11 protein-coding genes are annotated in these 11,782 nt (G+C 70.1%); 6 read left to right on the plus strand and 5 right to left on the minus strand.

Annotation, left to right across the window (positions count from 1 at the left end; genetic code table 11):
- Positions 1–5 precede the first annotated feature (5 nt).
- From ACWGST_RS13870 to ACWGST_RS13880, 3 genes are all read left to right on the plus strand, one after another.
- Positions 6–1,559, plus strand: coding sequence for a M1 family metallopeptidase (locus tag ACWGST_RS13870; protein ID WP_452047258.1), 1,554 nt, complete (start codon positions 6–8; stop codon positions 1,557–1,559).
- A 93-nt stretch (positions 1,560–1,652) separates the two neighbouring features.
- Positions 1,653–2,228 carry a hypothetical protein gene (locus ACWGST_RS13875; RefSeq protein WP_452047259.1) on the plus strand — a complete coding sequence of 192 codons (576 nt, stop codon included), beginning with the start codon at positions 1,653–1,655 and terminating at the stop codon, positions 2,226–2,228.
- Positions 2,229–2,272: 44 nt separating this feature from the next.
- Positions 2,273–3,676 carry an MFS transporter gene (locus ACWGST_RS13880; RefSeq protein WP_452047260.1) on the plus strand — a complete coding sequence of 468 codons (1,404 nt, stop codon included), beginning with the start codon at positions 2,273–2,275 and terminating at the stop codon, positions 3,674–3,676.
- Between the two features lie 318 nt (positions 3,677–3,994).
- Here the strand turns inward: ACWGST_RS13880 and ACWGST_RS13885 are convergent, their stop codons facing one another.
- Positions 3,995–4,708, minus strand: a complete 714-nt coding sequence (locus ACWGST_RS13885; protein WP_452047261.1) for a MarR family winged helix-turn-helix transcriptional regulator — start codon at positions 4,706–4,708, stop codon at positions 3,995–3,997.
- Positions 4,709–4,785: 77 nt separating this feature from the next.
- Here ACWGST_RS13885 and ACWGST_RS13890 point away from each other — a divergent pair, with 77 nt between their 5' ends.
- The 3 genes from ACWGST_RS13890 (at position 4,786) to ACWGST_RS13900 (ending at position 8,355) form a co-directional block, all read left to right on the plus strand.
- A complete protein-coding gene (locus ACWGST_RS13890; RefSeq protein ID WP_452047262.1) occupies positions 4,786–5,535 on the plus strand; it encodes a hypothetical protein in 750 nt (249 codons plus the stop codon).
- Positions 5,536–5,714: 179 nt separating this feature from the next.
- Positions 5,715–6,269 (plus strand): hypothetical protein, encoded by a 555-nt coding sequence (locus ACWGST_RS13895; protein WP_452047263.1) that lies wholly within the window; start codon positions 5,715–5,717, stop codon positions 6,267–6,269.
- A gap of 175 nt (positions 6,270–6,444) precedes the next feature.
- Positions 6,445–8,355, plus strand: a complete 1,911-nt coding sequence (locus tag ACWGST_RS13900; RefSeq protein WP_452047264.1) for a VWA domain-containing protein — start codon at positions 6,445–6,447, stop codon at positions 8,353–8,355.
- 12 nt (positions 8,356–8,367) lie between these two features.
- On the opposite strand, the gene ACWGST_RS13905 is transcribed toward ACWGST_RS13900, so the two are convergent.
- The 4 genes from ACWGST_RS13905 to ACWGST_RS13920 are packed head-to-tail and all read right to left on the minus strand — an operon-like array spanning position 8,368 to position 11,616.
- Positions 8,368–8,799 (minus strand): hypothetical protein, encoded by a 432-nt coding sequence (locus ACWGST_RS13905; protein WP_452047265.1) that lies wholly within the window; start codon positions 8,797–8,799, stop codon positions 8,368–8,370.
- On the minus strand, positions 8,789–9,589 hold the full coding sequence (locus tag ACWGST_RS13910; protein WP_452047266.1) for a prolipoprotein diacylglyceryl transferase: 801 nt from the start codon (positions 9,587–9,589) through the stop codon (positions 8,789–8,791). The genes ACWGST_RS13905 and ACWGST_RS13910 overlap by 11 nt, the downstream gene beginning before the upstream one ends.
- Before the next feature lie 3 nt (positions 9,590–9,592).
- Positions 9,593–9,976, minus strand: coding sequence for a hypothetical protein (locus tag ACWGST_RS13915; protein WP_452047267.1), 384 nt, complete (start codon positions 9,974–9,976; stop codon positions 9,593–9,595).
- Complete coding sequence (locus ACWGST_RS13920; protein WP_452047268.1) at positions 9,973–11,616, minus strand: radical SAM protein; 1,644 nt, start codon at positions 11,614–11,616, stop codon at positions 9,973–9,975. Before ACWGST_RS13920 ends, ACWGST_RS13915 begins: the two co-directional genes overlap by 4 nt.
- Between the last annotated feature and the right edge of the window lie 166 nt (positions 11,617–11,782).

Here is an 11,782-nt window from a genome sequence, read left to right on the forward strand (position 1 = left end):
CGGTTGTGAACGGGAGACGAATCAAGATGGCGGGCGGCCTCGCGGTCGCACTCGCGGTGATCGCGGGACTCGGGGTCACCGGCGCGGCCGCCGCTCCGGGCGGACCCGGCGGAGGCGGGCCCGGCACTCCGGGCGGTCCGCGCTACACCGCGGGCGCACCGGGGGCGGGCGACGCCTACTTCCCGAACTCGGGCAACGGCGGGTACGACGTGCAGCACTACGACCTCGCCGTCACGTACGCGCCGCCCGCGGCGGCCCCGGCACCGCTCGTCGGGCGGCTCGACGGCACGGCGACGATCGATCTCGTCGCCACACAGGATCTCGACCGCTTCAACCTCGACCTGCGCGGCATGGATGTCGGCTCGCTCACGATCGACGGCAAGCCGGCGAGCGAGGTCGCGCCACCGGCATCCGGAATCTCGATCGACGGCGCCGCCTACTGGCAGGTGCAAGACGACGCCCAGCGCAGTTGGGAACTGACCGTGCAGCCGCGCCCGAAGATCAAGGCGGGCCAGACCGTGCGACTCGTCATCGGGTACGGCGGCGACACGACGCGGCCGCTCGACATCGAAGAGGCGCTCTACGGGTGGGTGACCACGCGCGACGGCGCGATGGTCGTCAGCGAACCGGATGGCTCGATGACCTGGTATCCCGTCAGCGACCACCAGACCGACAAGGCGAGCTACAGCTTCGCGATCACGGTGCCCGAGGGCAAGGTCGCCGTCGCGAACGGCGTGCAGTCGAAGCCCGAGGAGACGGCCGGCGGCTGGACCACCTGGTATTGGGACGCCCCAGATCAGCAGGCCAGCTACCTCACGACGGCGTCGGTCGGCGACTACGAGCTGCGGGAGCCGTACTTCTCGTCGAGCGGCGTGCCGATCATCGATGCGGTCGACACGAAGCTTTCGCCGACCCGGCTCGCGACGACGAATACGAGCCTCGCGAAGCAGGCCGCGATGATCGACTTCTTCGAGAGCAGGTTCGGGCCGTATCCCTTCACCGCATTCGGGGCGATCGTCGACGACGACTCGGTCGGATACGCCCTCGAGACGCAGACCCGGCCGGTCTACTCGAGGCAGGCGAGTCAGGGCACGGTCGCCCACGAGCTCGCGCACCAGTGGTTCGGCGACGCGGTGAGCCCCGAGCGCTGGCGAGACATCTGGCTCAACGAGGGCTGGGCGACGTACGCGACCTGGATGTGGGACGAAGCGAACGGCGGCGCGACCGCACAGGAGTCGTACGACGAGTGGTACGACTCCGAAACGCCCGACAGCGAGTACTGGAACCTGCAGATCGGCGACCCGGGCCCGCTCGGGCTGTTCGCGAACCCGATCTACGACCGCGGCGCCGGCACGCTGCACGCGCTGCGCGTCGAGCTCGGCAACGAGGCGTTCTTCGCCGGCACACGGCTCTGGCTCGAGCGGTACAACGACTCGGCCGGCACCGCCGACGACTTCCAGGCGGTGTTCGAAGAAGTCTCGGGCGAAGACCTCGACGCCTTCTTCCAGATCTGGTTGTACGACCAGGTGAAGCCGCCGGCGACGTGGACGCTGCCGTAGACGCGGCGCCCGATCTCAGGGTCGCCCCTGAGATCGGGTCGCGATTCGAGCACTGCCATTGCGAATAGGAAGATATCTTCCTATTCTCTGTTCATGGCATTTCGAACTCACTCCCTCACGGTGATCGCCGCCGGTGCACTCGCTCTGCTGCTGAGCGGATGCAGCGCCGGCGCACCCGATCCCTCCGCCTCCGGCGCCGGTGCAGACACCGTCGCCCCCGCCGCGACGACCGTCCCGACCGACACTGCCGCCGCGACCGACACGACCACCGACTCCCAGGCCGGTGCGCCGAGCTGCGACTCCGTGCTCACCGCAGACGAGGTCGCGCGCCTCGGTGACGAAGGCCACGAGCTCGAGACAGAGCCGTTCCTGCTCGGTCCGGTCATGGAGCGCATGGCCGCCCAAGGCGCCCTCGTCTGCGCCTGGACGAAGCCGAACAGCGACGTCGCCATCTGGTACGCACGCCTCGAGGTGGGCGACGCCGGCCAGGCCTGGCTCACCGAGCTGCAGGCCGACGGATGGCTCGAAGACACCGCGCGCGGCGACGGCACCTACCTCGCACCCGCCGACTACGACGCGAACTACCAGCCGTCGGTGCAACTCGACTCGGGTGTGCTGCACTTCGGCAGCTACAACCCGATCCTCCAATCCGTGATCGAACTGCAGTAGGCGGGCTCTCGCACACGCACGACGGTGCATGCCAGACTTCAGCCATGACCGACCCCGACGCGCCGCGCACGCCCGAAGCGCCCCGCAACTTTCCGCCCTCGCACCTCACGCCGCCCGACGGGGCTGCGGCGACGATCGGGGTCGCGACGGGGCAGGTCGAGGCGGTCGCCGAGGCCGGCGCGCGCAAGGGGCGCATCCTCGCGTGGGGCCTCTGGGACTGGGGGTCGGCGGCATTCAACGCCGTCGTCACGACGTTCGTGTTCACGGTGTACCTCACGAGCGAGTCGTTCGGGCCGAAGGGCACGGTCGAGGCGCAGCTCGGCTGGGCACTTGCGATCGCGGGGCTGCTGATCGCGCTGCTCGCACCGATCACGGGCCAGCGCTCCGACACGAGCGGCCGGCGCAAGTTCTGGCTCGCGGTCAACACCTACATCGTCGTGGCCATCACGGTCGCGATGTTCTTCGTGCAGCCCGGCCCCGAGTACCTGCTGCTCGGCCTCTTCCTGGTGGCGGCCGGCAACGTCTTCTTCGAGTTCGCGGGCGTCAACTACAACGCCATGCTCGTGCAGGTCTCGACGCCGCGCTCGATCGGCAAGGTCTCGGGCTTCGGCTGGGGCATGGGCTACGTCGGCGGCATCGTGCTGCTGCTCGTCGTGTACTTCGGCTTCATCCAGCCCGAGGTCGGTCTCTTCGGCGTCACCGGCGAGAACGGCATGGACGTGCGCGTGACGATGCTCGTCTCGGCCCTGTGGTTCGGGCTCTTCGCCCTGCCCGTGCTCTTCGCGGTGCCCGAGTATCGCAACCCCGCCGCCGTCGAGCGCGAGAAGGTCGGCTTCTTCGCGTCGTACGCGCGCCTCGGCCGCGACATCGCACGGCTCTGGAACGAGCAGCGCAACACCGTGTGGTTCCTGCTGGCGAGCGCGGTGTTCCGCGACGGGTTGGCGGGCGTCTTCACGTTCGGCGGCGTGCTCGCGGCATCCGTCTTCGGATTCTCGGCCGGCGAGGTCATCATCTTCGCGATCGCGGCCAACATCGTCGCGGGCATCTCGACCATCGCGGTCGGCGCGCTCGACGACAAGCTCGGCGCGAAGCCCGTGATCATGACGGCCCTCGTCGGGCTCGTCGTGAGCGGCCTGCTCGTCTTCCTCCTGCACGACGGAGGTCAGATCGTGTTCTGGACCGCGGGCCTCGCGCTCTGCCTCTTCGTCGGCCCGGCGCAGTCGGCGAGCCGCACGTTCCTCGCCCGGCTGATCCCGGCCGGCCGCGAGGGCGAGGTCTTCGGCCTGTATGCCACGACCGGTCGCGCGGTGAGCTTCCTCGCGCCGACGGCCTTCGCCATCTTCGTCACGATCGGCGGCGAGCCGTATTACGGCATCCTCGGCATCGTGCTCGTGATCGCGCTCGGGCTCGCGCTCCTCATCCCCGTGAAGGCGACCGCGCCCCGCTGACGCTCGGCGACCGCGCGCGGGCCGAGCGCGCTCGCGCGCTCCTCACCCATCACCCATCACCCGCGAACGGGCAGTCAATGCCGCCTCAAGCCCATCCAGGCGACAACGACTGCCCGTTCGGCGTGATGGGTGGGATGGGGCGTCGTTTCACCGGCGCGTCCCTCACCCATCACCCGCGAACGGGCAGTTGATGCCGCCTCAAGCCGTTTTTGGCGGCATCGACTGCCCGTTCGGCGAGAAGAGGGGTGAGGGATGCGGTGAGGGCGGCGGCGATGAGGGGGGCGGCGATGAGGGGGGTGGCGATGAGGGGGGTGGGCGTCAGTCGCGCGGCCAGTCGGCGATGAAGCGGGAGAGCAGGCGTGCGAACTCGGCCGTCTCTTCAGGAGTGAATGCGGCGAGCGCGGTCTCGACGGCGTCGCGGCGCGTGCCGCGGGCGCTCGCGAGCAGTTTCCTCCCCGAGGCGGTGAGCACGAGAGCACTGCGCCGGGCATCGGACGGATCCGCCTCGCGGCGCACATGCCCGGCTTCGACGGCGGCCTGCACGAGCCGGCTCGCACGGGGCTGATCGACGCCGATCGCCTCGGCGAGCTCGCTCACCGAGGGCGGGTGCTCGGCGCCCTCGAGCGCGTCGAGCAGGCGGAAGCGTGCAGCGTGCGCGAGCGCGTGACGGCCGGGTCCGCCACCCGGGCCACGGCCGCGACCCCGTCCGCCCCAGCCCTCGGGGCCGCCGTATCCGCGTTCACGCCGGCCGCGATGGTCGTCGTGCCCGAAGGGCTCGCCGTGCGCGTCGTGCTCCGGGTGCTCCGGGTGCTCCCCCGGGCGATGCCCGTGCCTGTGGTCGTGGTCGCCATCGTGCCCGTCGTGGCCCTCCTGGCCGAAGTGCTCGGCGCGGCGCTGCAGTCGGCGGCGCTCCTGGTCGCGGCGCATGGTGACGAGGGCCTGTTCGATCAGCGTGATCGGGTCGTTCGGGGCGGAGCCCGCGGCATCCGACCCTGAGTGTTCTCCGGGAGGGACTTGACTCGATGCGTTCATGTATGTCATTGTACATACACATGTAATAGTGCATGCAATTGGACGCGTGTCTTCACCGCGTCACGAAAGGAACACCCATGTCGAACGACGACACCAACACCACAGACAGCACCACCCCCGCCGCCCCCCGCCCCTTCGGCTTCTGGCTCAAGGTCATCGACCGCCGCCTCGACGAGGCGATGGGCGAACTCTTCGCCGAAGAGGGCATCAGCCGCCGCGACTGGCGCCGACTCAACCTGATCGCCGGCACCGTCGCCGACCCCCGCATGAGCGAGAGGCTCGCCGCGCGCCCCGAGCGCGTCGCTCCCCTCATCGAACGCGGCTGGGTCGAGGGAGAGCCCGGCGCCTGGCGCCTGACCGAGGCCGGCGAGGCCGCGCACGCGTCACTGCACGAGCGCGTCACGACGCTGCGCGCCACGGTCGCCGGCGCCGTCAGCCCCGAAGACTTCGCGACGACACTCGCCGCCCTCGAGGCGATCGCCCGCGAGCTCGGCTGGGTCGAAGGCGAGCGGATGCCGCGTCGACGCCACCGCGGCTTCGGCCGCCGTCATCACGGCGAAGACCTCGGTCGACACCACCACGGTGAGGGCTTCGGCCACCACTGTGCGGGCGACCGGCACGGTCGCGGCCACGGCGATGCCCACGGTCGCTGCGGCCACGGCGATGCCCACGGCCACGGCGCCACCCGCACCGACGTGCACGTCCACGTGCACGTCGCCGGCGACCAGAGGCGCGGCGGCCGCAGCCACGGCGATGACCACGGTCACGGACACCCGCACGACCACGGCTACGGCCACGGCTACGGCCACGGCTACGACCGCGCATGACCGCCGACTGATCCACGACCACGAGGGGCCCGCCACCGGCGGGCCCCTCGTCCGTCGCGGCATCCATTCGCGGCTGGGGTCTTCGGCCTTGTCAGGGGTTCGACGCGCGTTCGGTAATCTGACGACGGACGCAGTTGCGTGCACGCAACCACGACGAGCGAGAGGCCTGCGCTGAATCCGTGACAATGACCCTCAAGGCCAAACAGCGGCACCGGCGACGCCGGCGTGCGGTGGCCTACGTCGCGATCACTGCCGGGTGGGCGGCATCCATCTGGCTCAGCACGCTCATCGTCGCACCGCCGTGGCTCCACGCGATCGCCCTCTTCGTGCACCTCGCCTCGCTCATCGTCGGGTTCGGTGCCGTGCTGGTGGTCGAGTGGTACGGCATCCTGTGGATGACCGCGTGGCGATCGGTGCGCGACCTGCGCCAGGTCGACCTCACGCTGAAACTGCCGATCTGGGCGGGACTGATCGGCTTGCTCGCGAGCGGATCCCTGCTGCACCCCGACCTCTCGTCGCCGGCGACGCTCGTCAAGCTGGGCGCCGTGCTCGTGCTCTCGCTCAACGGGGTCGCGCTGACCCGCTGGACGATGTACTTCGCGAGGTTCCCGCGGAAGATGCGCTTCGCGGCGCTGCCCAAGTCCGTTCGCGTGCGGTTCATCGGGAGCGCGATCGTCTCGCAGCTCGCCTGGTGGACCGCCGTCATCATCGGCATGTTGAACTCCACCTCCTGACCTCGGATCTCGACGCCCGTTCCGTCTCCTCTTCACGGGGCGCGCACGGCATCCTCACAGCGTCCTCACGGCCGACCCTTGGCACAGCTCAGTTCTCCGAGATAAGCTCCGTTCCGTCCGTACCCCCCATCCGAGGACAGAACGTGCCCACCCACCTCCGCACCCGAGCGATCACGTGAGCGCCGGCACTCCGGCGCCGCGGCGTGCGCAGCGCCGAGAGCGCGAACAGCGCCGTCGCCGTTCGCGCACGCGTTGGATCGTCATCGCGGGCGCCCTCGTGCTCGTGCTCGTGGCGGGCGGCACCGCCACGGCGCTGGTGCTCAACGGCCAGAACCCGTCCGATGAAGCCGGCGGCGCCACCGAGACGCCCGCTGCGGCCGAACCCGTGGTCTTCGCCGAAGACGAGCCCGCCGCCGCGGCCGGCGCCGCGCCGTGCACGACCGTGACCGTGCTCTCGTCGCTCGAGAACTCCGAGATGGTCACGCGGCTCGTCGAGGGGTACAACGGCCAGCCACGCGACATCGGCGGCAAGTGCGTGACCGTCGTCGCGACGAAGGACAAGTCCGGGCTCGCGGGCGAGGACGCGGCGGCCAACTTCAACAGCCTTCCCGAGGATCAGCGCCCGATCGTGTGGATCCCCGACGCCAGCCCGTGGATCGAGATCGCCCGTGCCACCGGCGGCGGGGCGAGCGTGCCCGACGACCGGACGAGTGTCGGGTCGTCGGATATCGTGCTCGCGATGCCCAAGGGCCTCGCGTCGGCGATCGGCTGGGACGCCGAGGCCCCCTCGTGGGACGAGGTCTTCGCGGCGTCGGAGGACGAGAACACCTGGATCGACGTCGGCCACCCCGAGTGGGGCACGTTCAAGCTCGGCAAGACCAGCCCGCTCATCGCCAGTTCCGGCGAGGCGGCGCTCCTCGCCTCATACGGCTCCGCCGCGGGCTCGCTGGCCGAGCTGACCGCCGACCAGATCGAAGACGCCGAGATCACCGACGAAGTGCGTCGCCACGAGCTCGCGACGAGTCACTACATGGCGACCCCCGAGCACTTCCTCTGGCACGCCCGCCAGTCGGAGGAGGCCGGCTCGGTCGCCGACTTCCTCTCGGCGGTGATCGTCGACGAGAAGTCGGTCTGGGACTACAACCGCGGCATCACGAGCCGCGACGGCGTGACACGCGTGCAGAGCGACCCTCCCGAGGAGCAGCTCGTGCCGATCTACCCGAGCGATGGCTACTACGAGGCCGACAACCCGGCCGTGGTGCTGACCGGCACCTGGGTCGACGACGCCGAGACCGCTGCCGGCCAGGACTTCCTGCGTTACGCGGCGACCAAACAGGGTCAGCAGATCGTACGACTGTCGGGGTACCGCGACCTCAACGGCGAGCTCGATCCGCTCGTGTCGGAGGTCGGCGCGCTGTCGAGCGACCAGTCCGGGGCACTGCCATTCCCGAGTGCCCGGATCCTCCGGGCGTCCCACGAGGCGTTCCCCGAGGTGCGCAAGCGCGCCGAGGTGCTGTTCCTCGTCGATGTCTCCGGATCGATGGAGGAGCCGATCACCGGCGGCAAGACCAAGCTCGCCGCCGCGAAGGACGCGATCACGCAGGCGCTCGGCCACTTCACGCCCGGCGACAACGTCGGTCTCGCCGCCTTCTCGGCCGACGACGACGGCGCCATCACGCCCGGACTCGTCAGTCCCGTGGCCGACGTCGGCACCGGGAGGGCCGGATTCCTCAAGGCGCTCGGTTCACTGAAGCCCATCGAATGGACGCCGCTCTACTCGGCCGTCGACACCTTCGTGCGTGAGCGCTCCGAAGACTGGCAGTCTGATCGCATCAACGCGGTCGTGCTGCTGAGCGACGGCAAGAACGAGACGCTCTCACCCACCATCTCTGCTGAGCAGATGCTCGGCAACCTCAAGGGCCACCACGACCACAACCCGGTGCTCGTCTTCACGCTCGCCTACGGCGCCGACGCCGACGTCGCGACACTGCAGTCGATCTCGAGCGCCACCGGCGCCCATTACTACGACGCCACCGACCCGACGAAGGTCGGCGGCGTGCTGGGCGACCTCGTCACGAGCTTCTGAGCGTCGCCCGGGTCATATGCCGCCGAGCAGTGCGATGCACGGGCCGAGCACGATGATCCACGCGGCCGCGACGATGATCAGCATGCCGGTGGCGATCGAGCGCGTTCGCTGGAAGAACATGAGCACGATCGCCGTGACGGCGATGACGATGTAGGGCCACAGCCAGCCGAAGATCGTCGCAGAGCCGATCGCGACGAACATGAGACCGAATCCGATGATGTGGGCACCGCAGCCAATGCCGACACCCACGCCGATGCCGGCGCCCTTCGAGAGACCGGTGGGTGCAGGCTGGGCCTGGTCTGGGGGCGGGCCGCCAGTGGCCGGCCCGTAGACGGGCGGTGCCGTCGGCGGCGGGGCGGGCTGCGGGGCAGGCTCAGGCTGCGGCTGGGGCTGCGGCTGGGGTTCGGGCTCGTCGGGCATCGGCGCTTCGGGATCAGGAACCATGGACGGCCATCCTCTCAGTGCGGGTGGTGAGCTCGCCCCGCGACGCCTTCCAGGCGAGTCGGGCGAGCACCAGTGGAATCGTGACCAGCAGGAACAGTTGCGGGCGCGTCAGCCCCATCCAAGCGACCTCGTTGCCGCGCACGAACTCGACGAGGAACCGGAAGACCGCGTACGCGGCGATGTAGAGCGTGAGGATCTCGCCCGCAGCGATCGGGCGTCGCCGCAGCCAGAACCAGATCACCGCGAACGCTGCGGCGTGGAACGCGATCTCGTAGAGGAAGCTCGGGTGCAGCGGCACGCCGGCGACCCCGCCGACCCGGGCCGCCGCCGACTCGTCGAGCACGATGCCCCACCCGGCACCGGTGGGCGTTCCGGGCAGCTCGGTGAAGAAGCATCCGAATCGCCCGATGGCCATCGCGAGCGCGACCGCAGGCGCGAAGAGATCGCCGGTTCGCAGCGGATATCGCGCGATGCGCTTGGCGACGTGCACGCCGAGCCATGCGCCGACGAGGGCGCTCAACACCGAGGCGTTGCCGCGGGCGAGCTGCCCGACGAAGTCGAGGTTCTGCGAGGGGTCGAGATGCTGGGCCCACGTGCCGAGCCGTGAGAAGAGCGCCGCGCCGGCGAGCGCACCGAGCACGAGGTAGGCGACGCGGTGATCGGTCTGGCCGCGGCGCCGCGATTCAACGACGAAGACGAGCCCCGCCGCCACGAGTCCGAGCGCCACGAACACCGCGTGGGTGTCGACCGGCGGACCCCAGCCGAGCAGATCGGGCAGCGTCGGATACACGGCTCAGCCCAGCCGCTCGACCCAGAACGAAGCCCAGAACGAGACCCAGAACGGCGTCGCGGCGAGCGCGAGCACCTCGATCACCGCGACGTAGGCGAGCACGAGCCGGGTGTCGCCGAGCTTGCACTTCGAGCGCAGCAGCCCGGCCCGGCGCGCCTTCGCATAGCCACCGATCGCGATGGCCGCGAACACCGCGACCGCGATCGGGCCGAGCACGCACGCGATCACGGCGACGGTCGTGAACACGCAGAGACGCAGCGGGTCGAAGGGCGGGGCGGGCTCGCCGACCGACTCGTCGTATCGGCCGAGCGCCGAGGCGTCGTACGCCCCGAACTCACCGGGCCCCAGGCCCGCGCCGGGCCCCGCGTCCGCCCCCGCGTCGCTCATGCCACCGTCACCGGAATCGCACGGCGCCCGCCGATCGCACCCGCCGCACCCGCACCCGCCGCACCCGCACCCGCCGACGCGCCCCCGGTCGCCGTCGAGATGCGCGTCCGCGAGAGCGGCGCCCACGCCTGCACCGCGCAGAACGGAGCGCACTGGTGCGCCGACGTCGTCTCGTTGACGGTCGCGACGTGCACGCAGCACTGCGTGAGCCGCTCTTCGATCATCGTGTTCATGTCCATGAACGGCTTCACCGTGATGCGCTTGACCCGCTCGCCGAGAAAGCGCCGCAACCGCTTGTGCTGCCCCGGCAGCGCCGAGGTCGCGAGCTGCGTGAGCGTGCCGATGCCGAGGTCGCAGCCGGTGCAGATGTCTTTCCACAGCGTGCCGATCGACGGGTGCGACAACGACGACTGCTCGCTCAAGAGGTCGAGCAGCGACTGCTTCACGCTGTCTTTCAGCGCCTGGTTGATGTTGCTGTCGGCGATGCGGTTCGCGATGAGATCGGGGTTGAGGTCGAGGAACTCCTTCAGGCGGTCGTGCCCGACGAGGGCGGTCAGCGAGTTCCATGAGCCCGAGTCATCCTTCAGCAGATACCCGACCGAGCAGCAGTGCGGGTGGCTGCACGGCAGCGCGGTGAGGTCGCGCCACGTCACCTCGCCGCCCGTCTGCGCCTCGAGGCGGGCGAGCACGCCCGTGTGCGTGAGCCGGTCGTTCGGGTCGATGCCGGCCGAACGGCCCGAGCCGAACACGGGCTGGATCGTGACGCCGCCGACGTACGGCGTCGTCATCGCCCGACGGATCACCGCACCGATCTCGCCGTCGTTGACCCCGAGCGCCGCCGTCATGGTGAGGGTCGTGAAGACGCCCGCCTCCGAGAGGCGTTCGAGGGCGCGGTCTTTGAAGCGACGGATGTCGGCGCCCCGATGATACGCGGATGCCTCTGCGCTCTCGCCGTCGAACTGCAGGTACACCTCGACGCGCTCACGATGCTTCTTCAACGTCTCGACGAGGGCGTCGTCTTGCGCGATGCGCAACCCGTTGGAGTTCAGCAGGATGCGCACCACGGGCCGCGCGACGAGGTGGTCGAGCAATTGCTCGAGCCACGGGTAGAGCGTCGGCTCGCCGCCCGAGAGCATGAGCACGTCGATGCGGTCGTTCTCTCGCGAGAGCCGGGCGTCGACCGAGGCGAGCACCTCGGCGAGCGGGGCGACCGCCGAGGCTGCCGGCCCCGACTCGGCGAAACACGTGGGGCAGCGCAGGTTGCAGTGGTCGGTGAGGTCTTCGAGCAGGATGCACGTGTGCTGGGTCTGCATCTCGGGCAGGCCGTCTTCGTAGGCGGACGGCACGGGCTTGAAGTTGCCCGCGAGGTCGGGCGTGTGCACCTTGGTCGGCGCGGTCCACTGCTCGAGATAGCTGAGGATCTCGGCCGACTCGTCGTAGAGCGTCGTGATGAGACCGTGGTCGGGGCAGCCTCGTTCGAGCCAGACCCGTTCGTCGCGCACGACGAGCCGGCCCGAGAGCCGTGCGACCTCGGCGAGCGGCCGGTCGGGATCTTCCTCGTTGCAGCGCGGGCAGAAGGCGTTGACGTAGCGGTGAATGCGGGAGTCGCGAAGCGGCATCCCCGTACCTGCGGTCGGCATGCGCTCACGATACCGGGTCGCTCAACCGATCGACCCTCGCGAAGCGCGCCGATCGCGGCGCGTCTTCCGCTCCGCAGGCGCCGGCCGCACAGCACCCCGTATCTGTGCGCGCCGCCATCCGACCGCCGAACGGGCACTCGATGCCGCCTCGCCTCAGCTGAGGCGG

The organism is Agromyces sp. NPDC055520 (genome assembly GCF_053619715.1).